At 52.9% G+C, this 25,163-nt stretch carries 23 protein-coding genes; 12 read left to right on the top strand and 11 right to left on the bottom strand.

Going from position 1 to position 25,163, the window contains the following annotated elements; translation table 11 throughout:
• Window positions 1-27 precede the first annotated feature (27 nt).
• On the top strand, window positions 28-1,881 hold the full coding sequence (locus IPN28_04990; protein ID QQS58179.1) for an ABC transporter ATP-binding protein: 1,854 nt from the start codon (window positions 28-30) through the stop codon (window positions 1,879-1,881).
• Between the two features lie 48 nt (window positions 1,882-1,929).
• Here IPN28_04990 and IPN28_04985 read toward each other — a convergent pair whose 3' ends face one another.
• The 3 genes from IPN28_04985 to IPN28_04975 form a co-directional block, all read right to left on the bottom strand.
• Window positions 1,930-3,099, bottom strand: coding sequence for an ATP-binding protein (locus IPN28_04985; GenBank protein QQS58178.1), 1,170 nt, complete (start codon window positions 3,097-3,099; stop codon window positions 1,930-1,932).
• A 124-nt stretch (window positions 3,100-3,223) separates the two neighbouring features.
• A complete protein-coding gene (locus IPN28_04980; GenBank protein QQS58177.1) occupies window positions 3,224-3,460 on the bottom strand; it encodes a hypothetical protein in 237 nt (78 codons plus the stop codon).
• A gap of 28 nt (window positions 3,461-3,488) precedes the next feature.
• Window positions 3,489-5,108, bottom strand: a complete 1,620-nt coding sequence (locus IPN28_04975) for a TROVE domain-containing protein (GenBank protein QQS58176.1) — start codon at window positions 5,106-5,108, stop codon at window positions 3,489-3,491.
• A gap of 657 nt (window positions 5,109-5,765) precedes the next feature.
• On the opposite strand from IPN28_04975, the gene IPN28_04970 reads away from it, so the two are divergent.
• Complete coding sequence (locus tag IPN28_04970; GenBank protein ID QQS58175.1) at window positions 5,766-6,044, top strand: hypothetical protein; 279 nt, start codon at window positions 5,766-5,768, stop codon at window positions 6,042-6,044.
• 20 nt (window positions 6,045-6,064) lie between these two features.
• Here the strand turns inward: IPN28_04970 and IPN28_04965 are convergent, their stop codons facing one another.
• From IPN28_04965 to hisC, 3 genes are all read right to left on the bottom strand, one after another.
• A complete protein-coding gene (locus IPN28_04965; GenBank protein ID QQS58174.1) occupies window positions 6,065-6,220 on the bottom strand; it encodes a hypothetical protein in 156 nt (51 codons plus the stop codon).
• 74 nt (window positions 6,221-6,294) lie between these two features.
• Entirely contained in the window at window positions 6,295-6,822 is a 528-nt protein-coding gene (gene greB, locus IPN28_04960; GenBank protein ID QQS58173.1) for a transcription elongation factor GreB, read from the bottom strand.
• 2 nt (window positions 6,823-6,824) lie between these two features.
• A complete protein-coding gene (hisC, locus tag IPN28_04955; protein QQS58172.1) occupies window positions 6,825-7,925 on the bottom strand; it encodes a histidinol-phosphate transaminase in 1,101 nt (366 codons plus the stop codon).
• A gap of 293 nt (window positions 7,926-8,218) precedes the next feature.
• Between hisC and gyrB the strand changes: the two genes are divergently transcribed.
• Complete coding sequence (gene gyrB / locus IPN28_04950) at window positions 8,219-10,657, top strand: DNA topoisomerase (ATP-hydrolyzing) subunit B (GenBank protein QQS58536.1); 2,439 nt, start codon at window positions 8,219-8,221, stop codon at window positions 10,655-10,657.
• A gap of 142 nt (window positions 10,658-10,799) precedes the next feature.
• Here gyrB and IPN28_04945 read toward each other — a convergent pair whose 3' ends face one another.
• Window positions 10,800-11,309 (bottom strand): hypothetical protein, encoded by a 510-nt coding sequence (locus IPN28_04945; GenBank protein QQS58171.1) that lies wholly within the window; start codon window positions 11,307-11,309, stop codon window positions 10,800-10,802.
• Window positions 11,306-12,133: a 3-keto-5-aminohexanoate cleavage protein gene (locus IPN28_04940; protein QQS58170.1), complete on the bottom strand. Its 828-nt coding sequence runs from the start codon at window positions 12,131-12,133 to the stop codon at window positions 11,306-11,308. Before IPN28_04940 ends, IPN28_04945 begins: the two co-directional genes overlap by 4 nt.
• Window positions 12,134-12,292: 159 nt before the next feature.
• Between IPN28_04940 and IPN28_04935 the strand changes: the two genes are divergently transcribed.
• Window positions 12,293-13,330: a hypothetical protein gene (locus IPN28_04935; GenBank protein QQS58169.1), complete on the top strand. Its 1,038-nt coding sequence runs from the start codon at window positions 12,293-12,295 to the stop codon at window positions 13,328-13,330.
• A 3-nt stretch (window positions 13,331-13,333) separates the two neighbouring features.
• Here IPN28_04935 and IPN28_04930 read toward each other — a convergent pair whose 3' ends face one another.
• Entirely contained in the window at window positions 13,334-14,689 is a 1,356-nt protein-coding gene (locus IPN28_04930) for an MBL fold metallo-hydrolase (GenBank protein ID QQS58168.1), read from the bottom strand.
• Window positions 14,690-14,842: 153 nt separating this feature from the next.
• Here IPN28_04930 and IPN28_04925 point away from each other — a divergent pair, with 153 nt between their 5' ends.
• Both IPN28_04925 and IPN28_04920 read left to right on the top strand, forming a co-directional pair.
• On the top strand, window positions 14,843-15,376 hold the full coding sequence (locus tag IPN28_04925; GenBank protein QQS58535.1) for a YbhB/YbcL family Raf kinase inhibitor-like protein: 534 nt from the start codon (window positions 14,843-14,845) through the stop codon (window positions 15,374-15,376).
• A 13-nt stretch (window positions 15,377-15,389) separates the two neighbouring features.
• Window positions 15,390-16,073, top strand: coding sequence for a TIGR00730 family Rossman fold protein (locus IPN28_04920; GenBank protein QQS58167.1), 684 nt, complete (start codon window positions 15,390-15,392; stop codon window positions 16,071-16,073).
• Window positions 16,074-16,076: 3 nt separating this feature from the next.
• Here IPN28_04920 and argS read toward each other — a convergent pair whose 3' ends face one another.
• Complete coding sequence (gene argS, locus IPN28_04915; GenBank protein QQS58166.1) at window positions 16,077-18,005, bottom strand: arginine--tRNA ligase; 1,929 nt, start codon at window positions 18,003-18,005, stop codon at window positions 16,077-16,079.
• Between the two features lie 190 nt (window positions 18,006-18,195).
• Here argS and IPN28_04910 point away from each other — a divergent pair, with 190 nt between their 5' ends.
• From IPN28_04910 to IPN28_04890, 5 genes are all read left to right on the top strand, one after another.
• The gene (locus IPN28_04910; protein ID QQS58165.1) at window positions 18,196-18,672 is read left to right on the top strand and encodes a hypothetical protein; all 477 of its coding nucleotides are present in this window, start codon (window positions 18,196-18,198) and stop codon (window positions 18,670-18,672) included.
• 3 nt (window positions 18,673-18,675) lie between these two features.
• Window positions 18,676-19,536, top strand: coding sequence for a universal stress protein (locus IPN28_04905; protein ID QQS58164.1), 861 nt, complete (start codon window positions 18,676-18,678; stop codon window positions 19,534-19,536).
• Entirely contained in the window at window positions 19,533-20,261 is a 729-nt protein-coding gene (locus IPN28_04900; GenBank protein ID QQS58163.1) for a hypothetical protein, read from the top strand. Before IPN28_04905 ends, IPN28_04900 begins: the two co-directional genes overlap by 4 nt.
• A gap of 83 nt (window positions 20,262-20,344) precedes the next feature.
• Window positions 20,345-21,121 (top strand): hypothetical protein, encoded by a 777-nt coding sequence (locus tag IPN28_04895; protein QQS58162.1) that lies wholly within the window; start codon window positions 20,345-20,347, stop codon window positions 21,119-21,121.
• Between the two features lie 127 nt (window positions 21,122-21,248).
• Window positions 21,249-23,567, top strand: coding sequence for a prolyl oligopeptidase family serine peptidase (locus IPN28_04890; GenBank protein ID QQS58161.1), 2,319 nt, complete (start codon window positions 21,249-21,251; stop codon window positions 23,565-23,567).
• A 10-nt stretch (window positions 23,568-23,577) separates the two neighbouring features.
• On the opposite strand, the gene IPN28_04885 is transcribed toward IPN28_04890, so the two are convergent.
• The gene (locus IPN28_04885) at window positions 23,578-24,357 is read right to left on the bottom strand and encodes a 3-hydroxybutyrate dehydrogenase (protein ID QQS58160.1); all 780 of its coding nucleotides are present in this window, start codon (window positions 24,355-24,357) and stop codon (window positions 23,578-23,580) included.
• A gap of 170 nt (window positions 24,358-24,527) precedes the next feature.
• On the opposite strand from IPN28_04885, the gene IPN28_04880 reads away from it, so the two are divergent.
• Window positions 24,528-25,157, top strand: a complete 630-nt coding sequence (locus IPN28_04880; GenBank protein QQS58159.1) for a DUF47 family protein — start codon at window positions 24,528-24,530, stop codon at window positions 25,155-25,157.
• Window positions 25,158-25,163 lie beyond the last annotated feature (6 nt).

Genomic DNA, 25,163 nt, shown 5'->3' with positions numbered 1-25,163 from the left:
CTTGAAGAACCACACTTCAGGACGAATATGATGTTTAAGTTTTTGAATAAATGTAAAAGCGCCTTACAGGCTTGGGACCGGAGGTTCCGGCTGGAGATCGACCGGCTGCCGCCTGAGGGGATCGAGAGCCTGCCGACCAAGCTCTGGCCGTTTATGTGGTTTTTTATCCGGCAGATCAAGGGGCTGATCGTGCTGCTCCTCATCATGGAGTTGGCCGTCGCGGCGGGCGTGAGTCTCATGTTCTGGTATGTCGGCGAGTTGGTGAAGCAGGCCGAATACGGCACGGCGATGGCTTTGGGCGGGATTGCGCTTCTGATCCTGCGGCAGGGCGGCGGGGCGTTTTTGCAGGCGCTTTACGATCTGGTCTATACGCCCTATTTCGGGAACCTCGTTCGGCGGCAGTTGTACTGGTACACGGCGCGGCAATCTCTGGCGTACTTCCAGAACGATTTCGCCGGACGGATCGCCAATAAAATGATGCAGGCGCCGAGCCTCCGGGATGCCGTGAAAGCCACGATCGGGTCGATCTGGTTCGCTTCGGTGTTCACGATCACGAATATCTGGCTGATGGCGAATGTCGATATCCGGCTGGCCCTTCCGCTGGCCGTGTGGCTGGTTGCTTATGCGCTGACTCTGGCCTATTTCGTGCCCAAGGTGAAGATGCGCTCGAAGGCTCATGCGGACAGTATGAGTACCCTCACGGGACAGGTCGTGGACAGCCTTACGAACTTTCTGCCGACGAAATATTTCGCGCAGCTGGAGCATGAAGATGCGCGGGTCGTGAGCCTGCTGCGGATGCACAGCAATACGTTCCGGGCGACGACAGGGACGATCTGGCGCATGAGCATGGTGATTGACGTGTTGAACACGCTGCTCCTCGTCGCGACCGGGTTTGTCTGTTACTCCATGATGGAAACCGAAGGGCAAGCGGGCGTCGCCGCGCTGGCGATGGCCCTGCCCATGGCGCTGCAGGCCACTTTCCAGTCGGGCTGGATCATGTTCGAGGTTTCGTCGGTGTTCGAGCATCTGGGAACTATTCAGGATATTATCGACACGATCTCGAAGCCGCATGAGGTCAAGGACGCTGAAAATGCGCCCCCCCTGGAGTTGAAAGATAACAAGGCCGACATCGCCTTCCGGCACGTCAATTTTCATTACGGGCGGGAAAGCAAGCTGATGAGCGATTTCAGTCTTGAGATTCCTGCGGGGCAGAAGGTCGGATTGGTGGGGCGCAGCGGTGCGGGGAAATCGACGGTTACAAGCCTGCTCGTCCGCGCCTATGACGTCGAGGGCGGGGAAATCCTGATCAACGGGCAGGCTATCGCCAAGGTTTCACAGGATAGTTTGCGGCGGCAGATTACAGTCGTGACGCAGGACAGCTATCTGTTCCACCGCTCGGTGATGGAGAATATCCGCTACGGGAAGCTCGATGCGAGCGAGGCGGAAGTGATCGAAGCTTCGAAACGCGCCTATGCCTATGATTTCATTCAAGGGCTGGAGGATCATAAGGGGCGGACGGGGTTTGACGCCCATGTCGGGGAGCGCGGGGTCAAGCTCTCGGGCGGGCAGAAGCAACGGATTGGCATTGCCCGCGCCATTCTGAAAAACTCACCGATTCTGATTCTTGACGAGGCGACGTCTGCCTTGGATAGCGAAAGCGAGCACGCGATCCAGAGCACGCTGGAATCAATCATGCAGGGGAAGACGGTGATTGCGATCGCGCATCGCCTTTCGACCCTGCGGCAGATGGACCGGATTATCGTGATGGAGGACGGTCGGATCATCGAGGACGGCACGCATGAGGAACTCATTGCGCTTCCCGAAGGGCATTACGCCAAGCTGTGGCAGATGCAGTCGTATGGGTTTTTAAAAGAGAAGTGATGTTTATTAAAATTCTGAATATTTTTGAGAAAGTATTGAAAACCTTTTTTAGCTTTTTGAAACTAAATTTTTTAATTTACTTGTTTGCTCCTGAAGCATAGACAAAACACGAAATATAGATTTTCCACCATCTATATATATTCTTTCTGTTTCAATTAGGTGCAAGTTACGGGCAACGTTATGCAGTTCATCGTTCATACTCTTGCCTGCGAAGTGATTTAATCGCAATAAATTATAGCCAATATCGCTTGCTTGATGTTGCATTTCCTGAACACGTCCATCTTCGGCCATAGAGTTTGCTCTGCCTTCAAGCTCACTTAATTTTCTAATATATTTTTGTTTAAGATTTTCAATCTCTTGTTGTTCTTGTACATTGTTCGTCTTGGCATCAATAAAATCCGCCTTAAGGATTTTTGCTTTATGATTTGCTTCTTTTACGAAACCTAGTAGCACTTTCCAAGATTCAGAGCCCAAAGTAAGTCTATGGCTTACTGCTTTATCCAAAATACCTGCCAGATCGTATAACTGATCGTCTATTTTTTCTTTCATAGCTATAACATCAGAAGCATATTGTCTTAGTAGTTCAGCAGAATTTTCAAATTCAATGCGTGCTTCCTCCAGCCAAGGATTAACCTGGCGTTTCTCAAACTCATCAGTAAAAATAATAACATTTACAAGAGTATCTTCTAATGATGAAAAAAATTGCCTGTTTTCAGGATTGGTTGGAGAGGTTAACTTTGCTGTCTGACTCCACTCAACAACGCGTTCAATAACTTCATGTGGCTCTGCCGGACGGGACGTCGAAAGATGTCGTACATATGGTTTATTTCCGGCATAGTAAATAGGCTGTTTGCCGCGAGGAACTTCGATGACCAAAACTATAGAGTCTTTTTCCTTGGCAAATTTAACTATAGGGGTAATTGCAGGTTTAACATTATTGTTGCAAATGCCTTCAATCCTCTGACATATCTTATCGCGCTCTTTGGCGTTGTCCATTTTTTCTAATCCAATTAGTTCTCCCTCATCTGAAACCCCAATAAGAATTATGCCAAGATTGGTAGAAGCAAATGCAGCTATTTCTTTTCCGAGGTCATAGCCGTTTTCAGGGAAATTTTCTTTAAATTCTAAGCTTTGCCCTTCACCGCGATTACGCATAATCGAAAGTTGTTCAGATATTTCCTTATTAATCCACTCAGGGTCAATCGTGTCGCTTTGCATATTATTAAACTTATGAAAGGGTAGAAAAAATCATGCGAAGAAATTTTAAAAGATGCAAACCTGTCATGTCCACAGTTAAAGGATAAAGCAATTCGAAGAGTTTTTTGTGGAGAAGTAGCTTACACTACACATCCGGCTTTGATGTATGCAGCTTAACGAGAAGACCGATCGCCACTGCCGCGAGGCCGGGGATGGGCACCTTGCCGGAGAGCCAGCGGCGGACCGTGCTGCCGTCCACGTGCAGTTCCTTGGCCAGTTTCGTCTGCCAGCCCCATGTGCCGTAAAGACGTTCACCCGCCTCGCGCAGCTCTTCGGGGGTCATTTGCCCTTGCGAACTGTCTTTGGCGGGTGAACGCGTCATCTTTCATGCTCCTTCGCGCCGTTTGCGATTATTCCGCAGCCTCCTGAACGGATTCAGAGGAGCCGCGGATAAAATCGGACATCACGCCCGGAGTTGCCGAGTCAAACCCGACAATGTCCATCATTCCGGCATCGTTCGGATCGGCGATGGAGAACCCGTTCGAGGTCATGCCCACCACGATCAGCTTGGCCGGAATTCCGGATTTTGCCCGGTAGCGGCGCAGCGCTTCCACCGGATGGATCTGACCGAAATACGTCTCGTTATCCGTATAGACCACGAAGGTATCGATCTTCAGACCCTTTTCGATGGCGTACAGCATCGGCTGCGCGCAATCGGTTGCGCCGAAGGTATGGCCCTGCATCGTTCTTACGACGTCGTCCAGACGCTGTCTGGCTGAAATCGCAAGCGGGATCAGGCCGGTTGAAAAGCCCACAATATGGACGTGCTTTTCCACCGCTGCCGTCACCAGAGCCATTGCCGCAGACGCTTCGCTCGCGAGGATCGAGGTGCCTGCAATCGGTTGCTGCATGGAACCCGAGACGTCGAGCGCGAGCATGATGCGTGCGCCGGTCGGTTCGACGTTCTTGAACGACGCATAAAAAGCATCGTCCAGAGCATCGATGACCGAGGTCACCGGGGTCCATTCCAGCTTGCCTTTCAGCCCCTTTCCGCCGGCGTAGGTTTTCTGCGCCATCAGGAGGGTCAGCGGGTGGACCCGTGCCTTGCGGATTGCCTCCGGGTTGCGGATCGTCTCGGCGATATAATCCGCCGCGTCCGATCCGGTCGCCAACAGGCCGACCGCCGACATTTTCGCCAGGTTACGGATCATGGCCGTCATCGGCATATCCACCAGCAGAGCGTTCCAGACGTCCTGCTCGTTCAGGAGTTCCGTCGGAACCACTTCACGCGGCAGGGAGAAGGAACGGATGATGTCCACCGCATCCTTCACGTTTCCGGCTTTCTGCAAACGGACCATGCCGTCGATCAAGCGGAATTTTTCCGCCGCTTCGGCCAGACGCTCGGCATTTTCCGGCTGCACGGTCCACCCCAAGAGAGCACGTTTATCCGTGTCCTCCGTTTTCGGGTGCGCCAGACGCAGCAAGTCGCGGTGCGACCAGCCGTCACGCTGCTTGTATTTCACAAGCTGCAGGGACAGACGCTCGGACTCCATTTTCAGGTACCAATCCGCCACTGCGCGTCTCAGGCCACGGCCCCATCCCCTGAATCCCTCCACGAATTCCGCGAAGTGCAGGAGGTGGGTTCCAGTTCTGGCCACTTTCGGCAAAGCGGCCAGAGCCGCCTTGCGCGTATCCTCGTTTCCAAGGCCCGCGCACATGGCCAGCACATACAAGGCCGGATCGTTTTTCGGGGCGCGGCCCTCGGCGGAGATTTCCACCACGGTTTCCACGACCCTCACGCCGTCCTCCTCTATGCAGCTTTTTACGGCCTTTGCATTTTCGATGGTCAGCGCTCGTTCGGCGATGTAATAGGTTCCGGCTTCCGATCCGAGGATCAGGAAACGGGCGAGGCGCGTCCAGTTATCGACCGGATAGGCATATCCGCCCGCGCTGTTTTCAACCATGCCCTCCAGACCCTCGGTTTGCGGAGTTTGGGTTTTTCTGGTTGCAAAGTATCCTCTGTATTTCATGACGCACCTCTTTTCTGCTTTCTTTCACTTCTTTCAATCGTTTCGATAAAAAGGCCCGCACGATGCGGGCTTTTTCATTTCTTAGCGCAAACGGACATGTTTGTTATTCTGGCGTTCCTGCTCTACCACTGAGCTACAGCGTCTTGCGACACCGGCCGGATTCGAACCGGCGACCAGGCGATTAACAGTCGATAAGCCAAAATATCCGGCCCATCTGCGCTAAAAAAACTGCTTCCCGGGCGTGTTGCCGCCTGAGGGCGGTGATCGTTATGAGCGATAACCCTCCTGCTCCGGCCCGGAAAAATTTTCTTAGCGGTGGCGGGCGTGTTTGTGACACTGGCAACTCATTCGCTCTATCCACTGAGCTACGGAATGTTTCCACTCCGGCCGGAATTGAACCGGCGACCTAATGACCCGATAAGCCAACATCGCCGGCCCACCACCGCTAAAAAAATCATTGCCGGGCGTGTTGTTGCTTCAGGGACTTTTGCAACGGTAACCCTGAAACTCCGGCCCGACCCTTTTATAATTAGTGCATTGTGCACTAATTTGCAAGAATTATTTTTTATTTCCACTTTTGGCGTTTTGCTTTGGGAAGAAGCGTAACATTCGTCAGCCCTTTGCGAATATGGTTGTAGTGACCATAAGGAGGGACATATGACGGACATTCCCAAGGACTCTGTTGTCCAAGTTCATGAAGTATCAGGCGCCGATTCTGCGACCGGGATACTCAAGAGCGAGGCCAACAAAGCCCTTTTGACCGGGGCCGGTATCGGTGTTTTTGGATCCACATTGGCGGCGACTACGGGATTTGTCTGTCCGGTTTGTATACTCGCTACCCCTCTATTCCTTGGGTACGGCGGGTATCAGAAGTACAAAGAAATTTGTAACAGAAGCAAGACTTCCTCAACTGGAACAGACGGCGATGAACCTTAGTCTTTTCGTTTCTTTCTTGCCTAATCCCCTTTTTCGAAAGCCGACAGGAGAGTTATAACCTTATGACTTTCATTTCCTTTTCCTATAGAGATTCCATGGCAGTTTTCAGAGCCTTTTTTTGAGGAGAAGTCACGCAGGATGATCAGATTGTGTGTGCTGTCCAGATCGGATGTCATGCTGCCCTGCTCCGCAAACTCGGCGTAAGCTTCATAGTGCACTAAATTGCAATGATTATATTTTAAAAAAAATTTCAGGGCGTTTTTTCGATGGGGTAAGATATTGAAAGAATTTCTATTTTTTCGGTTTTTTCTTCGGTGCGGACGGTTACGGAGTCCCCGACCTGTTTTTTCATCAGGGCACGGCCCACGGGGGAGAGCCAGTTTATTTTTCCCACCGCGAAATTCGCCTCGTCCTCCCCGACCAGACGGATCGTGACTTCGGAGTCGTCCTCGCGGACATAGGTCACCTGCGCGCCGAAAAAGACGCGGTCCAAGTGTTGCTGTTTGGCGGGATCGACGATGACCGTTTTTTCGAGCCTTTTCGTCAGATAACGAGCGCGGCGGTCGATTTCGCGCAGGCGTTTTTTATTGTAGATGTAGTCGCCGTTTTCGGAGCGGTCGCCGTTGCCCGCCGCCCAGGCGACGATTTCAACGATCTTCGGGCGCTCGGTGTGCAGCAGGTGGTTCAGCTCCTTGTCCAGCACGGCGTAGCCCGTGGGAGTCATATAATGTTTCTCTTCCGGCGCTGCCGGGGGTTGTGGGCTGGTTTTGCGGGCCATGATTATGCCTTGCCGGAGGCAAATTTCTTCAGGAGCTTGAGAACCGTGTCGTTTTCCTTCTCGGTGCCGATGGAGATACGCAAGCACTTTTCCGTGCCCTTCTTTGAGGAAAAATCGCGGAGGATCACGTTATTTTTTTTCGCGTATTCATAGAATCCGTGCGCGTCCTTCATTTCGACGAGCAGGAAGTTGGCGTCCGACGGGTAGATATGTGTGACCTGAGCGGATTTTTTCAGTTCCGTTTCCATGCGGGTGCGTTCGGCCAGAAGTTTTTTGATGTTTGCTTCGGCGATGGGTTTGATGTCCGGCGAGAGGACGTGGAAAGCGGCCTCGACGCTCATGCGGACAAGAGGATAGGTTTCCAGGGCTTTGGTGCGAACAAGGGCGATAAAGTCGGTATCCGCCGCGAGCATACAGCCGATCCGCATTCCTGCGAAGGCGTAGGACTTTGAGAGCGTCCGCAAGATGATGAGGTTGGGCGTGCTGTCCAAATCGGATGTCATGCTGCCCTGCTCCGCGAACTCCGCGTAGGTTTCGTCGAGAATGACCACCGCCTCGCCTTCGAGGGCTTCGCAGATTTCGGAAATGGTTTCATGCGAGAAGGAGGTGCCTGTCGGGTTGTTGGGAGAGCAGAGGAAGACGAGCTTCGTTTTATTCTTTTTTTCTTTGGCCGCCTTGATAATGCCTTCGGTATCTAACGTAAATGTGCCTTGTGCCTTTATAAGAGGAACCTCGATCACGTTTGCGGGCTGGGCGCGGGAGTCGACGCCGTAAATCCCGAAGGTTGGCGGGGTGATGATGACGGAGTCTTTGTTCGGTTCGCAGAAGACCCGGATCAGAATCGCAATCGCTTCATCCGCGCCGCGGGTGATGACGATCTGATCGCGCTCCACGCCATAAGTACGGGCGAAGGCCTCCAGAAGGGCCAGAGGCTGCGGTTCCGGATAGCGGTTTAGGCCTTCCAGCCCCGGCAAATCATATGGGTTTTCGTTGGCGTTGAGGAAGATTTTGGTATCGTCCTTGGCCATTTCCATGCCGGCGGAGACGTAGCCCTCCATCGTTTTGAAATGCTTGCGGACCAGTTTTAAAAGCGGTGTCGTCATGGGAGGGATCAAGCCAGATTGCCGCGGAAAAAGAAAGGGTTTTCTTCTGATCAAATATTATCATTATAGAAAATCAATGCAGCCTTAAAACCAAGGCATCTTCAAGCCCTTATAAGCTGCGTAAAAACATTGATTTATCATGCTTTTTCCCTGTTTTTCCTGTGCTGGCCGTGCTATAGAAAATGATGTTCAAAAATCATGAAGAAAAACGTCCGAAAACAGCGGCTTAGGCCACCGATTCTTTATCAGGAAATACGTCAATGAGCGAGTCTACTGCAAGGAAAGTCAGTCCTATGGATGCGAGTAATGAATATGGCGCCGATTCCATCAAGGTTTTGCGCGGGCTGGAAGCTGTGCGTAAGCGCCCCGGCATGTATATCGGGGATACGGATGACGGCACAGGCCTGCATCACATGGTCTATGAGGTCGTGGATAACGCGATTGACGAATCGCTGGCCGGGCATTGCGACCAGATCGATGTCATGCTGAATGCGGACGGGTCCGTGACGGTGCGGGATAACGGACGGGGGATTCCGGTCGATATCCACCCGGAGGAAGGGGTTTCGGCGGCGGAAGTTATCATGACGCAGCTTCATGCGGGTGGAAAGTTCGACCAGAATTCCTACAAGGTTTCGGGCGGGTTGCACGGTGTGGGTGTTTCGGTGGTCAACGCGCTTTCGGAGTTTCTGGATCTCCATATCCGGCGCAACGGCAAGGAATGGTATATGCGGTTTAAGGGCGGGGATGCGGTCGAGCCGCTGAAGCCGATCCGTAATCTTGAGCCGGACGAGCGCAACGGAACGCAGGTCACGTTCCTGCCCTCCACCGCCACGTTCACGATGACGGATTTCGATTTCAAAACGCTGGAGGACCGCTTGCGCGAACTGGCGTTCCTCAATTCGGGCGTGAATATCTATCTGTCGGACAACCGCAATGAGAATGAAGACGAGCGGAAAACCATCCATCTGCATTACGAAGGCGGGATCGAGAGTTTCGTGCAGTATCTGGACCGGACGAAGAAGGCGCTGTTCGATCCGCCGCTGACGATCCGCGCCCATGACGATAAATCCTCGATCACTGTTGAGGCGTCGATGGAATGGACGGATGCCTATCATGAGACGATGTTGTGCTTTACGAATAACATTCCTCAGCGGGACGGGGGGACGCATCTTGCGGGGTTCCGGGGCGCTCTGACCCGCGTTCTGGGCAAGTACGCCGAAGAAAAAGGCATAACGAAGAAGGAAAAAATCAAGCTGACCGGCGAGGATATGCGCGAGGGGCTGACCTGCGTTCTGTCGGTCAAGGTGCCCGATCCCAAATTTTCCTCGCAGACCAAGGAAAAGCTGGTGTCCTCCGAGGTGCGGCCCGTTGTCGAATCGGAGATTGCCGACAAACTTGGCACCTGGCTGGAGGAAAATCCGGCCGAGGCCAAGCAGATCGTCGCCAAGGTGATGGAAGCGGCGATGGCGCGGGAAGCGGCGCGCAAAGCGCGTGACCTGACGCGGCGCAAGGGGGTGATGGATGTCTCCAACCTGCCCGGAAAGCTTGCGGATTGTTATTCGAAAGACCCGTCCAACTCGGAACTGTTTATCGTCGAGGGAGACTCGGCGGGCGGCACGGCCAAAATGGCTCGCGACCGTTACAATCAGGCGATCCTGCCGTTGCGCGGGAAAATTTTGAACGTCGAGCGGGCGCGGTTCGACAAGATGCTGTCCTCGGAACAGGTGGGGACGCTGATTACCGCGCTCGGCACCTCGATCGGGCCGGATGAGTTCAATATCGAGAAGGCGCGGTATCATAAAATCATCATCATGACGGACGCGGATGTGGACGGATCGCACATTCGCACCCTTCTGCTGACGTTCTTCTTCCGCTATATGCCCGACATCATCGAGCGCGGGTATCTCTATATCGCGCAGCCTCCGCTTTACAAGGTCAAGCGCGGGAACAAGGGCGAGCTTTACCTGAAGGATGAGCGGGCGCTGGAGGATTATCTGATCGACACGGCGATTGACGAAATCCGCATTGTGGATGCCAAGGGCGCGACGCGCACAGGCAACGATCTGCGCGATTTGTTGAAAAAATCCCGTTCCCTGCGGAATTCGATCAACGCGCTGTCGCAGCGGGCGGGCAACCGCCGCGTGGTGGAACAAGCCGCGATTGCCGGCGCGTTCGATGAGGGGATTTTCAACGATGAGGAGGCGGGAAAAACTTACGCCAAGACGACTATCGAGCGGCTCAATGCGCGGGAGCCTCAGAACGCACGGACATGGGAGGGGGAGTTTTCGGCCGAGAAGGGCTATAATTTCCGCCATAATGTGCGCGGTGTGAAGGAAACGGTTCGGCTGTCGCTGGACCGGGTGCGTTCGCCGGATGCGCGGCGGCTGCACGGGGCGCTGGACTGGCTGCGCGACCTTTTCGCCGGTCCGGTGGAGATTTTCAGCGGCGATAAGGTTCTGGCGAAGGTCAACGGCCCCGCCGCGTTCTATGACCGGATTCAGGAAGCCGGGCGTAAGGGTTTGACCACCCAGCGTTACAAGGGTCTGGGGGAGATGAACTCCGAGCAGCTGCGCGAGACCACGCTGGACCCGAACGCCCGCACGCTTTTGCAGGTGACGGTGAACGACGCGATCAAGGCGGATGAGATTTTCTCGACCCTGATGGGCGACGTGGTGGAGCCGCGGCGGGAGTTCATTCAGGATAATGCGCTGAAGTCACGGATTGATGCTTAGGGTCAAAATCCACAGCTTTTCTAAAGACCTGCAAACACAGGTTTTCTTCGCTTCCGCTTCTCAAATACGCCCAAGTATTCTGCGATGCAGTTCTCGAAAACCTGTGTTTTCGCTGACTTTATAAAAGCTGTGAGTCTCGACCCTAAGGGTCCAAGTATTCAATTTTGTTTTCATCGCAGAGCTTTTTGATTTCGGCTAAATGATCCTTAAAATCGCCGTAAATATCTACAGGGGCATAAAATTTATATTGGTTGTTGGCGACACGTTCAAGTTCTGGCCATATAAGCTTCATAATTGGTTTTAAACTTTTTGGGTCATTTTTGGCCCGGCTCTTAAAAAAAGATAAAAAACAACTGGCCATGTCAGAGATTGAATAGCGTTCTTCCTTAGAGCCTGACTCAGCAAATTCTTTAAGAATCTCTGTAATTGCGAAAATATAGTACTGAAAACATCTGCGGGGCATATCGCAGAACTCGTCGTAGTATCCCATAAAATTTCGCTTTAACTCTGGAATCACCTGCTCAATGGTCTTGCCAAAAAACTTTTGTTTTGCGTGGCCTCTATTCCATGTGGTTACACAATCTCTCGGTGGATCGTTCGACCAATCATCCCAATCCTTTTCGGTTGGCATTTTAAGTTTGAATTTTTTCATGCTTTTAGCCCCAAAATCTCCCGTGCTTCTTGCGCTGTTGCGGGGCGGCGATTGTGGGCGGCGCAGAGATCCACGACCTGTCTGACGAGGGCGGCGTTGGAGGGCGCGAGGTTTTTTGCATCCAGCCGGATATTATCCTCCAGCCCTGTCCTGCAGTGGCCGCCCCGTTCCAGACACCATCTGTTCACCTCGATCTGCGTCTTGCCGATGCCCGCCGCCGTCCAGGTCGCGCCGGGGAGAACACGCGGCAGCTCCGCGAGATAAAAATCCAAAATCCGGCGTTCGGCGGGCAGCGCGTTCTTGATGCCGAAGACGAACTGCACATGGACGGGTGGCTTTAAAAGGCCGCGTTCGACCAGCTTTCCGGCGTTGTAGAGCATATGAAGGTCGAAAATCTCGATCTCCGGCTTCACGTCGTATTTCAGCATTTCGGCGGCGAGATGGTCGATGAGGTCGGGCGGGTTGGCGTAGACGATGGTGGGGAAATTCACCGATCCTGTGGCCAGAGAGGCCATGTCGGGCTTCAGGTAAAGCATCGACCCGCGTTCCTCCATCGCCCTGCCCCGCCCGCCCGTGGAGAACTGGATGATCATGCCGGGGCAGTGTTTTTTGATCCCCTCCTGTACTTTTGCGAAAAATTCGGGGTCGGAGGATGGGGTCTGGTCCGCATTTCGGGTGTGGATATGGGCCAGCGTTGCTCCGGCCTCTAAGGATTCATGGGCGGATTCGACCTGTTCCTCTACGCTTATGGGAACGGCGGGGTTATGCTCCTTGCGCGGGACGGAGCCGCAGAGGGCGACGGTGATGATGCAGGGGGTGGCCACGGGTTATCCTTTCCTGAAAATGCCGGATTTCTGCGGGTTTATGCGCTAAACTTTCCATTTTCGTGACTTTGGCGTAGAATTTTGTTAGAAAAGTTACCGTAAGTCAATGACTTGGCGCGGGGGCTTGCGCCTTGGAAAAAAGGATTTTTGGGGTTTCGTATGGACGTTGCGCTGGTTTTCAATAAAGAGACAGGTTTTTCGCGGCAGATGACCGCCCGGGAGTTCGAGCAGACTTACCGCGGCAATGAAAGACTGGGGATTACGGCAACCAACCCCGGGGGCGATGAAGGGCTTGAAATTCTCTCCGTTGACAATCTGCTGCCGCTCACGTTCCGCAAGTCGCATACGCGGATGGGGAATACGGAGATTGTGCGGGCGTGCTGGGTACGTCCCGAAGGGCATGGCGACCGGGATCATGTCTTCAATAAGCACGCGCAGGAAGGTCTGGCCGATGCGGTCAAAGCGCGCCGGAACATTCTGCTCAGTTTGAACCTCGATCTGGCGTCGCGGCCGATTTCGTTCCGAAACCTCAAGGAAAAGGGGGCGAGCAACCCCGAGCAGTGGGTTGCGGCCAACCGGGGCAATTATCTCAGCATTCCCGTTCACTCCGCCGAGGAGGCCCGCGAAGTCCTGCTGAAAATCCATGAACTTGATGCTGATTTTCCCTTCCGCGACCGGGTTTTTGCCCTGCACCGTGAGTCGATCGTTCCCTACCGGAATTTTTTCCTTGGACACCGGACGGAGGATATGGCCCATCTTTACAACGCCATGCAGGAGCGGCGGGCGGGCGTTCCGGTCGGCGAGACGCGCATGATCGGTTTTCCGCGACTGTTCCGGCTTATCCCCACGGAAACAGCCATTCAGGAACATTTCGGCCGGGGAATCAAGGGCAACCGGGTCAATATGGGCGAAGGCAAGCCTCTGTTCAGTACGCTGATTTTCAGTAAGCACGATGAGGCGCTGCGCTCCGATCCCTATAAGATCCTGACCGACGAGCTTCTGGCGCACCGAAAGCAGGGCGTTTACGTTCTGGCCAGCCCTTCAGTCACGGTCGGAGAGTCGCCCGACGACTGGAAAATGATGCGCTGGATCATCAACGATATCAAGGCGCAGACGACGCCGACCGAGATTGCGGAACCTGCGCCTTCTGGCGGCAATGTTCAAGACGGACCCGCGCAGCACCAGCTCGGAATATAACGCCTATATCTCGACGGTTGAGAGATATTCGGGAATTTCCACCCGCCAGCCCAGATGTTCCTCAATCTTGAATTTCAGGGAAGACGCCGCTTCGGGTTCGCCATGCGTGAGGTAGGTCATGCGCGGGGGCTTGTTGAAGCCGCGCAGCCAATCGAGAATCTCGCTATAATCCGCGTGGGCGGAGAGCGTGTCGAGATTGTCTATCCGGGCGCGGACGGGGTAGAGGTGGCCGTGAATCTTGATTTCCTTTTCGCCATGAACCAGACGGGCGCCGCGAGTCCCCGCCGCCTGATACCCTGCGAACAGGACGGTGTTTTTCGGGTCGCCGATGTGGGCCTTGAGGTGGTGCAAGATGCGCCCGCCCGTGGCCATGCCGCTGGCCGAAATGATGATGCAGGGCATGTTCGCATTGTTGAGAATCCTTGATTCCTCAGGCGTATGAATCACTTTTGCGACACTGCAGACCTGCGCGCACAGGTGTTCGGAGAGGCGGTGTTCGTGGCCATGTTTCTTTAATATTTCCGTTGCGTTGGTCGCCATCGGACTGTCGAGGAAGATGGGAATATTCGGGATGCGGTTCTTGCGTTTGAGTTCATAAAGGTAAAACATCAGGCTTTGCGCCCGACCGACGGCGAAGGCCGGGATCAGGATCAAACCGCCGCGTGAGGCGGTATCGTTGATGATTTCCGCCATCTTGTCCAGTGGGTCGCGCCCCTCGTGCAGGCGGTCGCCGTAGGTGGATTCCAGAAGAAGGACATCAGCGTCCTGCACCTTCGCGGGGGCGCAGATGACGGGATCGTTCGGGCGGCCGAGATCACCGGAGAAGACAATGGCTGTCTGGCCGTCCGTTACGCGGATGCTGGCGGCGCCGAGAATGTGCCCTGCGCGGCTATAGGTGAAGGAGAGGATGTTGTTCAGGGCTTGCTCCTTGCCGAAATCCACGGGCTTAAAGCGCTGCAGGGCGCGTTCGGCGTCGCGTTCGGTGTAGAGCGGCAAGGCGGGCTTGTGCTTCGTGTAGCCCTCGCGGTTGGCGCGCGCGGCGTCCTCCTCATGAATTCTCGCGCTGTCGGGCAGGAGGAGCTTGCAGAGGTCAATGGTCGCATCGGTGGCGTAAATCGGTCCGTTAAAGCCATCGCGTACCAGTATCGGCAGATAGCCGCTATGGTCGATATGGGCGTGGGTGAGGATCACGGCGTCGATGGACGCGGGGTTTATCGGCAGCTTGTTCCAGTTGCGCTGGCGCAGTTCCTTCAGACCCTGAAACAGGCCGCAATCAATCAGGAATTTATGGTTTTCGTCTTCGAGGAGATACTTTGAACCTGTGACCGTACCTGTCGCGCCGAGAAATGTGAGTTTCATCTTTTTCCTGTGTTTCTTCTACCCAGAGCTTTTAAATCTCTGTCTGACCCATTATCCTGTATCTCATACTTGAAATCGTGGCCGGAAGATACCGGGTTAAAGGAATTGACGATGAAGACAATTTTGGGAGTTTTGGTTCTTGGCTTTACTTTTATGACGCCGCAGGTTTTTGCGGATTCGCCGCCCGTGAAGAAGGTCTACGATACAATCGTTCTGCACAGTGCCAGCCTGAGCCAGAATGCGACGATTGATAACAAGCAGGTCTATAAGGGCTTTGGGTGCGAAGGGGAGAATCTTTCACCTCAGGTCTCGTGGGAAGGGATTCCGGCGGAGGCCAAGAGCCTTGCGCTCACCTATTACGATCCCGATGCGCCGTCGGGTAGCGGCTGGTGGCACTGGACGGTGTTTAATATTCCGCTCTCCGTAACCGAAATTCCCGAGGGGGCCAGCGGGACTGAGGCGATACCCAAGGGCGCCATCGAGGGGCGGACGGATTTCGGGGAGTCGACGTTCGGCGGCTCCTGTCCGCCCGTGGGCGACAAGCCGCACCGCTATTTCCTAACGCTTCATGCGCTGGATGTTGAAAAGCTCGATCTGGATGCCAATGCCTCCGGCGCGATGGTGGGGTATTTCATCAATGCCCATTCCATCGGGCAGGCGCAGATCATGGCGGTTTATGGGCGTTGATTGATCTAGAGCTATGAGCAACCCAAACGATTTTGACACTTATCTGCTGCAGGGGCGGGAAAGCGGATTTTCCGACCTGTGGCGCTCGGTGCGGATATGGAGCGAGTTTTACCGCGGGTTTCGTGCACTGCGGAATGTGCGTAATTGCGTCACGTTTTTCGGTTCGGCGCGGTTTGGGCCGGACGACCCGTATTATCAACTGGCTTATCAAACTGCCACAGAACTGGGCAAGGCCGGGTTCAGCGTTATGACCGGAGGCGGGCCGGGGATCATGGAGGCGGCGAACAAGGGCGCACAAGATGCCGGGGCGGTTTCGATCGGCTGCAATATCAAGCTGCCCAAAGAACAGGTTCCGAACCCCTATACCGATATCAGCGTTGATTTCCATTATTTCTTTGTGCGTAAGGTGATGCTGCTGAAATACTCGCGGGCGTTTGTGCTGCTGCCCGGCGGGTTTGGAACCATGGATGAAATTTTTGAAGTTGCGACGCTTCTGCAGACCGAAAAAATCTGCGCTTTCCCTCTTATCATCATGGGCAGCGAATATTGGCGCGAATTGCAACCCTTTTTGCAGAATACGATGATCATGCACAAGACAATCGACGAGGCCGATCTACGTTTCGTGAAAATGACCGACGATCCGATGGAGGCCGTGCGGTTTATTCAGGCGGATAAAAACTGCGCTCCGCAGGATTAAATACTACATCCGTTCGGGGATTCCGATGCCCAGAAGGTTCAGCACTGTCTGTAAATGGCGGGCCGTGAGGGCGCACAAAGCCAAGCGACTGCCCCTTAGCGCTTCGTCATTTTCCGAAAGGATGTGGCACTTGCCATAGAAGCTGCTGAATTCCTGAGCGACCTTATAGGCATAATCGCAGAGAATATGGGGCGAGTAATTTTTGACTGCTAGTTGAATCTGATCTGGGAGTTCGCTGAGCAATAACGCCAGCGGCGTGTCCTCCGCTTTCAGAACGAAGGTGTTCGCGGTCTTGAACCCCTGCTCTTCTGCCTTTCTCAGGAGGGATTTTATCCGCACGGCCTGATAGAGCAGATAAGGTCCGGTCTTGCCCTCGAAGGCGGTCATGCGGTCAAGGTCGAAGGCATAATCCGCAATGCGGTTGTTCTGCAAATCCGCGAACTTTATAGCGGCGATGGCGACCTTGTGCGCGATCTCCTCTTTCTCTGCGGGCGGCATATCCTCGGCCAGCTTCGCCTCCTTCAGGCGTTCACGACCCTTATCAACGGCCATGGCGATCAGGTCTTCGAGCTTCATGACTCCGCCCGCCCGCGTCTTGAAGGGTTTGCCGTCCGCCCCGTTCATGGTGCCGAACCCGGCATGGGTCAATTCGACGGATTCCGGCACGATCCCACCCTTGCGTGCGGCACGGAAGACCTGCTCGAAATGCAGCCCCTGCCGCTGATCGACGACATAGATGATTTTGGCGGGTTTATTCTCCTGCATCCGGTCAACCAGCGTGGCCAGATCGGTGGTGCCGTACATCACTGCCCCGTCGCGTTTGTAGAGAATCAGCGGGGGGATTTCCTTTTTATCGTCTTCGCGGGCGACGTCTATCACCAGCGCCCCGTCATCCTTCCGTGCCAGACCTTGCGTTTTCAGTTTCTCGACCATGGGCTCGATCAGATCATGGACGCTGCCCTCGCCCTTCCAAAGGTCAAAGTGAACGCCGAGCGCGTCGAAATTCTTTTTCATGCCGTCTTTAGAAACTTTTACAAAATATTCCCACAATTCTCGATAGCCAGGATGCCCATTCTGCAACTCAACAGTAGCCCTACGAGCCCTCTCAGCACGTTCGGCATCGTCCTTACATGCTTTAGAAGCAAAAGGATAAATCTCTTCCAAGTGCTGCATGCTTATTTTAGGATTAAAAGGCTCTGCCGCAGTTTCTGCCAATATTTCTCCAGCTTCTTCGCCATCTTTTTGGGAGGTTAGAAGATACGAATTTTGTTTTGATTTATCTTGAGATGACGGCAGATAAAACATTGGAATATCAATATCCATTGGTTCAGCAGCAGTTTCAGCTTCTATAACTTCTACATTTTTCTTAGAAAAATATGGCCAATCGGGGTAACGAATTTCATATTCCGAAATGATCTGCCCCATCGGCGTGCCCCAGTCGCCGAGGTGAACGTCGGCGATGACGGCGTATCCGACTTCTCCGAGAAGGCGGCGCAGCGAGTCACCAATGATGGAGGAGCGCAAGTGACCCACGTGCATCGCCTTGGCGACATTCGGGCCGCCGTAATCGAGAATGACCGTCTGCCCTGCTGCTATTAGAGGGACGCCCAATTTCGGATCGTCGTTTAATTCCGCAAGATGCGCGGCGATAAAAGCATCGGTTACGGCGATATTGATGAACCCCGGACCGCCTATGGAAAGATCCGAGAACACCCCGTCTTTGTCGTTTGATTGGAGTTGATCGATGACAAGTTGCGCGATTTCGCGGGGGTTTTTCTTTGCGGCCTTGGCGGAGGGCATCGCGCCGTTGCACTGGAACTGGGCGGATTCCGATTGACCGGACACCATCACCCGCGCATATTCGGGCGGCAGGCCGAGGGCCGAAAAGGCCTGTTCGGTGATCTTTGTCAATTTAGCAGCCAGAGAGTCCATAACCCTGAATATTCCCCTTTGTTTCTAGGACGTTATGGAAGGTCTTGCTTTCGGGGTCAAGGGTCGTTGTGAAAAAGTTTGTGCTTCGCCCCTTGTTTTTGATTGAATCCCATCAACATCCTTTTGATCATAGTCAAATCTACTTTTGTGAACTTGTGCTAGGCTCTTTTTTTATTTGAGGGTTATTGTCATGAAAAAGATCATTTATTTATTCTTGTCCCTTTTTGTTTTTTTCTCTTCTTCCGCCTTCGCGGAAGAGGTCAGCCAGATTGCCGCCGCGAAGGCGTTTGAGGATGCCGATCTTGTCTATGACGGCTTGATCGATGCGGCGGAATTCGAGATGTATCATCAGAAGATCTTTCCTTCCCTTGACCTGAATTCCGACGGAAAGGTGACGTTCGGTGAGTGCGTCGGCGGGTGTTTCGCCGCCAATCCGGGGGTCGATAAGGCGGCGGTCAGCGGCCATGTTTCCTACCGCTTCGAGGCGATCGACGCCAATGGCGACAAAGAGATGACGCTGCAGGAATATATTGAGTATTCACGCGACCGTTTCCCCTATTATGACACTAACGGCGATGCCGGGATCGATATCAACGAGTTCTGCTCTTTTTATAATGAGTCCCTGCCCTGCACGTTTAAAGTCTCTCCGTCCATGATGAAGGAGTAAGCGATGAAATCCATACTTCTGGCCACCGATCTTACCAATAATTCCGACCGGGCGATGGAGCGGGCGCTCAAGCTGGCGAAGGAGCAGAAATGCCCGCTGCATCTCCTTCATGTGCTGCCGCAATACCGGGCGAAGCGGGTCAGCACGGCTTTAAAGGCGGCGACCGAAGACATGATGCGGGGGTATCTGAAGGATTATAAGGATGCGGCGGCCGTTAAAACCTCAGTTATGGCAGTTGCCGGATCGGACGTCCATGAAGAGATTTTAAGGGCCGCGCATAAGGTCAAGGCCGGGCTGATTGTCCTAGGGCTGCACGGGAAGACCAAGATTCCCGATCTGTTCGCCGGAACGACCGCCGAGCGTCTTGTGCGGAAAGGCAGTGTCCCTGTCCTGATGGTTAAAAACAAGCCCATCGGGGCGTATGCGAACGTCGTGTGCGCGGTGGATTTTTCGCCGAGTTCACGGGCGGCGCTGCGTCTTGCCGCCTCTCTTGCCCCACAGGCTTCATTTTATGGCGTTCATTCCTATGAGGTTCCGGTTTATCCGTTCGAGACTTCCTATATTTATCTTGAGACCAAGGTTGCGGTTCTGGACGAGGATCAGCGGCGAATGGAAAAGTTCGTTCTGGAGGAGAGCAAGCTGGCCAAGAAAAAGGGCAAGGCGGGGATCAGGCTGACCGGGCGGGTCGTGCAAGGTCCGGTTTATGATGTTCTGGCCAAGCAGGTCAAAAATACCAAGGCGGAGCTGATTGCCATGGGCAGCCACGGGCGAGTCGGGCTTATGCCCTCGCTTCTGGGCAGCTTGGCGGGAACGCTGCTGACCCATCCCCCCGCCGATGTCCTTGTGGTGAGGGAAAAAGCATGAGCTATATCCGCAAGGTCATCGGCAACGACGAGAAACTTCTGGCCACGTTCCGTCCGCACTGGATTTATTTTCTGGAGGGGCTGCTGGCTCTGAGCGCCTTGAGCGCGATCGGGTTTCTGATCGATTATTATCTGTATGCCTTCTTTACGCATAACGCCGTCAAGTTCAATGTCGATCTTTACTTTCTAGTGTTTAACGAGCGGTTTACGCCGATCCCGTGGATTTTTGTGTTTACGGGGTTTGCGATTTTTATTCCGCTTTTTCTTGTTTGGATTTCCACGGAAGTGGGGCTGACGAACCAGCGGATTATTCACAAGCGCGGGCTGATTTTCATTCAGATCGATCAGGCCGATCTTGAGGATATCAGGGGTGAACACGTTATACACGGCTGGTTCGGGTGGCTGCTGGGGTACGGGCGGGTGCGGCTGGATTGCCGTTTTGTGGAGGATATCCTGCTGCCTGCTCTCAGCAACCCTTACAAGCTGGTGAAGGCTTCGCATTCGGCGCGGCTGAAGAATCCGGCGATTGAGTACGGGCATGATGAGTTCTGGGCTAATATGGAGAAGATCGAACGGGCGCGGAGCGAGGCCCGGGAGAAGAGCAAGCTGAATATGCTGAAGCAAAAAATGAAGGGGAATTTCGGGAAGGCTTCGGCTGCACAGGCTGCGAACGTGAATAGTACCTCCAAATCCGCCAAGAAGGGGCCGCACAAGAAGGCGGCTTAGACGGGCGGCCTTATCAATAGCCGCGCTTACTTGCCTATTTATGAAAATTTGAATTTTCCAGCTTTTCGTGTTACTTATACGGGATGAAAGAGCAGTTTTATCATCATTGCTTTGCCTTGGATCAGGTTGAAAACGGGGATAAGGTGCCCGTTGGCGGGGGATTTATCGGATCCAAAGATATGCCTTATTCCGTTGAGGCGGATTTTGAGACTTTTTTTGACCGTGTCTCCGGGCCCGCGGATACCTATCTTCAGACTTTGAGAAAAGACGAGTCCAGGAATTTTTTTGCCCAGACTTACGCCGGCGTTCCTTATGATTTCGCTACCGTGGCTCAAGCTTTTTCCGGGGTTATCGAAGGTAAAAGGAAAAATCAGTCTACAAACGAGTTTGCCCGCTCCACCCTGTACCGTAACCATCCCGATCAAACTCCAAAACTTTCTGAAATTTTCAAGGCCAATCATGCGATGTGTGTAGAATTTGCTCTTCTGGCCAAAAGGTATCTGGATAGCCACGGCATAAAAAGCCAACTCATGTCGGGTGAATTCATTCAGAGGGTTAATGATGACGGCGTTAATTTTCCTGATCCTCATACTTTTTTACTGGTCGAGGCAAAGGGAAAAGAATTTGTTTACGATCCCACAATTCCTGTTCTGAACGACCAGGGTACAGCCCTGGCATCGATTCTTGTGCCAGCGGTTTCCTTTCGCTCCGTCAGCGAACGTCTAAAATCAGAACCTACGATGATAGCTTGCAAAAATTTGGCTTCGGGCAGCACGCGGTATTATGGCGTAGGCGATATGGCGAATGTCCTGCCAGAAAACCTGATTTCAAGACCGGAAGACCCTGCTCTTTCTGGTTAAATCGGGCCGCATAGCTCCCTGCACTATTCGATTTTACAGACTTCTCAGATAAATTTTGAAAATTATCTTGTATGTATTCATATGTATGTATTACTATTTATGCATAGATATATATTAAGAGGTTTCCATGAGTAACCTACCAAGAAGCGCGAGTCTTCCTGAAGTTTTTAAAATTCATAAAAAAAATGTCAAAACGCGCAAAGGCCGGACAGACGCCAGCAAGGATGAGCGCAAGCGCTCTCCTGTCGGGGAATATCTTAAGTCCTGCAAAGCAAAACCTCCGCGCTGTGACCATTCCACTTATTATTTCCACGGAGACGTCTTTCCCGATCCTTTCCGGCCTTTAGAGTCCGTCTCACAATTCATGGAGGACCAGACCAGCGAAGGGTATTTCTGGATCAAACACCAGAAATTTTTGCTGCAAAAATTTATAGGGTTCCGCGAAGGCGGGGCTGATACGCTCGCGGTGCTAAAGAAATCTTTCCGCTCCGCTTTTTCAGGCTTATCCGCGATTCCGGGTTATTTTTCACCCGTTAAAGGCTATACTCTGCTCAGGCCTCCCATAACCGGACCCTCCCGAAAGAGGGAAGCGAAAATCCGCGTTGGTTTATCTATCTTCAAGGTGCTCCCGGATGATCAAAATAATTTTCGTCTAGATAAAGAGTGTCTTCTGACCAAACGGAAAACTACGCTCTTTAATGAAAAGGATTTTTTTACGCAAAACGATCAAGTGAAAATTAAAAGCGTTTGGATCCACCCTCATGGTAAATTCGCACTTATTTACTTTTTTTCTCAAAATCATGCTTTTTTTAAACCTGAGTCAAAATTCTGTATCAGGCTGGTCGATACGGAATCCGGAAAAACTCTGGAAGAAACCGATACCGCCACCTATGACTTTTTCTTTGAAGCCTGGCATCCGACTGCGAACACTTATTACTACACCAAAAGCTCCAAATCCCCTTATCTGAAAGATTTATATGCTCATGAAATAGGCGATTTCCTGGAAAAGGACGCCGTTGTCGTTGAAAACTATTCTTCCGAACATTCCAGCCTTGACACCTACTGGAGGTTTGAAGAAATGGCGCTCTCCGGCCGCCATCTTGTCCTGAGTAAGTACAACAAGCATATGGGCATCCCGCTTCGGCAATATTTAACCGACGTCCGCTTTCCTGAGCGCCTTGTAGAAATTCCTGTATATTTAAGCCATAATTATCCAGACTTTTTCGGGTTTAACGATCAGACTTTATATGCCGCGAAGAGTCTTGATTTTCGAAAGAAACAAATCCTCAAGTTTTCGCTTAAAAATTACCGAGCCGGAGAAAAACAGGTCGTCGTTTCCACGCTAGAACTTGTGGGCTCAAGCGCCCCTATTTTAATCAATAATCATATTATTACTGTTGAGGTCTCGCGCCTCGAACACGTCATAAGGGCGTATAATCCAGAAGGCCATATGGTTTTTGAGTATAAGCCGAATAATTCTTCAAGCCTGGAGATCGTTTCCGTTGATTATGAGGGGCTGACTATTGATGTCAGGATCAATAATTATCTTCATCCCTATGAACTCATCCGCCTTGATGTCAGAGATTTTCGAACCACCCCGTTAGTAAAGAAAAGAAGCCTGAAAGACACGCGTGATCTTGTGGTTTCAAGGGAGATGGCTTTGTCGGCCGATGGAACACCCGTTCCGATGACTCTTATCCATCGAAAGGACACTCCGCTGGACGGGACGGCGCCGACCATTCTGTGGGGCTATGGCGGTTTTGGCCTGTGTTCTGTCCCCGCTTATGATCCCTTCATCTCCGTCTGGCTTCAGAGCGGCGGGATTTATGCCGTCGCTCATGTGCGCGGCGACGGAGGCTGGGAGCCGGGCTGGGCTGAGGGAGGGTCAGGGCGTCTCAAGCCGAACACTTTTAAAGATTACATTTCCTGCGCCGAGCATTTGATCAAATCCGGCAAAACGTCCTCCCGTAAACTGATTGCCATGGGGGCCAGCAACGGCGGGCTTACCGTTGTTGCCTCCATGCAAAAAAGGCCGGATTTATTTGCCTGCGTGATTTCCCAGATTCCGGTTCTGGATATTCTCAATATGTGTATCGGCCAAGATTACTATCGTTGTACGGCCTGGGGTAAAGATTACGGAAATCCTATGGTTCCTGAAGACCTTAAGGTCATTTCCGGCTACTCCCCGCTGCAAAATATTGATAAGGATACAATCTATCCGCCCTGCCTGGTTATGACCGCGGGGGAAGATGCGACCGCGCACCCTGCCCATGCCCTTAAATTTGTTGCAGCCATGCAGGAAGTGACCCCCCAATCCCCATGCCTGCTTTTCTGGAAGGACAAGGGCGGGCATGATGATCTTTTCAGAAATGAATCCGGAGGCACCGACTATGATGCCTATGGCGTGATGTTCTCGTTTATTGAAGCGGCTCTGAAAGGTCAATGAAGGAGGCTGGTCAAGCCGCCGTCCAGCCGCCGTCGATGGCGATGGATGTGCCGGTGATGTTCTGGGCGGCATCGGAGCAGAGGAAGAGAGCGGTTCCGGCAATCTGCTCTACGGTTACGAATTTCTTGGTCCATTGCGCGGCGAGCAGGACGTTTTTGATCACTTCGTCCTCGGAGATGTTTCTCGCTTTCGCCGTATCCTTGACCTGCCCTTCCACCAGCGCCGTCCAGACATAGCCGGGGCAGATGGCGTTGCAGGTGATGTTGTTCTGCGCGACTTCCAGCGCCACGGATTTCGTGAAGCCGAGGATGCCGTGCTTGGCGGCGACATAGGCGCTTTTGAAGGGTGAGGCGACGAGCGCGTGGGCGGACGCGATGTTGATGACGCGGCCCCAGCCTTGCTTTTTCATCAGCGGAACGGCGGCGCGGACCATGTGGAAGCCTGCCGAGAGGTTGATGCCGATGATGGCGTCCCATTTTTCCGGCGGAAAATCATCGACCGGGGAGACGAACTGGATCCCTGCGTTATTTACAATGATATCCACCGATCCCATGGTTTTTTGGGCTTCGCTTACCAGAGCGGCGATCTGATCGGGTTTGCTCATATCGGCACTGTTATAGTGGGCCTTCACGCCCTGCCCCTCAATTTCCCTGCGGAGTTTTTCGATCTCCTCGGGCTTGCCGAAACCGTTCATGACGATGTTAATGCCCTGCGCGGCGAATCCCCTGGCGATGCCCAGACCTATGCCGCTGGTTGAGCCTGTGATGATGGCGGTTTTTCCCTTGAGCATTTTTCTGAGTCCCTCTGCGCTGCTATGAATCTGGTGTAAACTTGTACCGATTTTATGCTGCCTTGGCGTTTTTCAAAATGGTTTCTTTATTTATTAGAGAAAATTACTGTACAGGCGGGCGTATGTGTGCGAAGTTCGCGGCACACTGAAAATCGATATGAGGTTTTGCCATGGGCTTCAGCTTTTTTCCTAAAGAGGACAAGTTTTACAAGCTTCTTGAGGCGATGTCGGAGGAAGCTTACGAATCCACAGCCGGGTTCAAGGACTTCATCAACGGCGCCCCCGTCGACCGCGCCAAAAGAATCGAAAAAATTCATGCAATACGGGCGCAATCCAAGGTTACCTCCGCCAAGCTGACCGAGGAACTCTGCCGATCTTTCATCACGCCTTTTGACCGGGAAGATATTCAGGATATCGCCAATATCCTTTATAAAGTCCCCAAAATCATCGAAAAAATCGCCGACAGGATTTCCATGCACGGGATGTCCACGGAGGGTGGTGATTTCACGCATCAGGCGGAGCTGATTCTCAAGGAGGCCGAAGCAACGCGCGTTCTTCTGAGGGCGCTTTTGTCCAAAAAAGATCTAAAAACCGTCAGAGAGAATGTCAAACTTCTGAAAGATCTTGAGCATCAGGGGGACAAGCTCCGTAACGAGTTGATCGTGGCGCTGTTCAAGAGCGACCGGGATATCCGTGATCTGCTTTTGCGCCGGGATATCTACGATATGCTGGAGAAAGTCGTGGACCGGTTCCGCGACCTTGCCGGCGTCGCGCTCCAGATCGTTCTCAAGAACAGCTAGCGCCCG

The sequence above is a fragment of the Alphaproteobacteria bacterium genome (assembly GCA_016699735.1).
Classification (GTDB): domain Bacteria; phylum Pseudomonadota; class Alphaproteobacteria; order Micavibrionales; family Micavibrionaceae; genus JAGNKE01.
The sequence above is the reverse complement of the archived record's forward strand: the minus strand, read 5'-3'. Positions and strand labels throughout refer to the sequence as shown.

Excerpts from the sequence above, each read along its gene's own strand:
- IPN28_04935 (QQS58169.1), top strand. The coding sequence starts at position 12,293 with ATGGACGTTGCGCTGGTTTTCAATAAAGAGACAGGTTTTTCGCGGCAG.
- IPN28_04925 (QQS58535.1), top strand. The coding sequence starts at position 14,843 with ATGACGCCGCAGGTTTTTGCGGATTCGCCGCCCGTGAAGAAGGTCTAC.
- IPN28_04890 (QQS58161.1), top strand. The coding sequence starts at position 21,249 with ATGAGTAACCTACCAAGAAGCGCGAGTCTTCCTGAAGTTTTTAAAATT.
- IPN28_04900 (QQS58163.1), top strand. The coding sequence starts at position 19,533 with ATGAGCTATATCCGCAAGGTCATCGGCAACGACGAGAAACTTCTGGCC.
- IPN28_04930 (QQS58168.1), bottom strand. The coding sequence starts at position 14,689 with ATGAAACTCACATTTCTCGGCGCGACAGGTACGGTCACAGGTTCAAAG.
- argS (QQS58166.1), bottom strand. The coding sequence starts at position 18,005 with ATGGACTCTCTGGCTGCTAAATTGACAAAGATCACCGAACAGGCCTTT.
- gyrB (QQS58536.1), top strand. The coding sequence starts at position 8,219 with ATGGATGCGAGTAATGAATATGGCGCCGATTCCATCAAGGTTTTGCGC.
- IPN28_04920 (QQS58167.1), top strand. The coding sequence starts at position 15,390 with ATGAGCAACCCAAACGATTTTGACACTTATCTGCTGCAGGGGCGGGAA.
- IPN28_04975 (QQS58176.1), bottom strand. The coding sequence starts at position 5,108 with ATGAAATACAGAGGATACTTTGCAACCAGAAAAACCCAAACTCCGCAA.
- IPN28_04895 (QQS58162.1), top strand. The coding sequence starts at position 20,345 with ATGAAAGAGCAGTTTTATCATCATTGCTTTGCCTTGGATCAGGTTGAA.
- IPN28_04980 (QQS58177.1), bottom strand. The coding sequence starts at position 3,460 with ATGACGCGTTCACCCGCCAAAGACAGTTCGCAAGGGCAAATGACCCCC.
- IPN28_04985 (QQS58178.1), bottom strand. The coding sequence starts at position 3,099 with ATGCAAAGCGACACGATTGACCCTGAGTGGATTAATAAGGAAATATCT.
- IPN28_04970 (QQS58175.1), top strand. The coding sequence starts at position 5,766 with ATGACGGACATTCCCAAGGACTCTGTTGTCCAAGTTCATGAAGTATCA.
- IPN28_04910 (QQS58165.1), top strand. The coding sequence starts at position 18,196 with ATGAAAAAGATCATTTATTTATTCTTGTCCCTTTTTGTTTTTTTCTCT.
- greB (QQS58173.1), bottom strand. The coding sequence starts at position 6,822 with ATGGCCCGCAAAACCAGCCCACAACCCCCGGCAGCGCCGGAAGAGAAA.
- IPN28_04905 (QQS58164.1), top strand. The coding sequence starts at position 18,676 with ATGAAATCCATACTTCTGGCCACCGATCTTACCAATAATTCCGACCGG.
- IPN28_04965 (QQS58174.1), bottom strand. The coding sequence starts at position 6,220 with ATGACATCCGATCTGGACAGCACACACAATCTGATCATCCTGCGTGAC.
- IPN28_04880 (QQS58159.1), top strand. The coding sequence starts at position 24,528 with ATGGGCTTCAGCTTTTTTCCTAAAGAGGACAAGTTTTACAAGCTTCTT.
- IPN28_04885 (QQS58160.1), bottom strand. The coding sequence starts at position 24,357 with ATGCTCAAGGGAAAAACCGCCATCATCACAGGCTCAACCAGCGGCATA.
- IPN28_04990 (QQS58179.1), top strand. The coding sequence starts at position 28 with ATGATGTTTAAGTTTTTGAATAAATGTAAAAGCGCCTTACAGGCTTGG.
- IPN28_04945 (QQS58171.1), bottom strand. The coding sequence starts at position 11,309 with ATGAAAAAATTCAAACTTAAAATGCCAACCGAAAAGGATTGGGATGAT.
- hisC (QQS58172.1), bottom strand. The coding sequence starts at position 7,925 with ATGACGACACCGCTTTTAAAACTGGTCCGCAAGCATTTCAAAACGATG.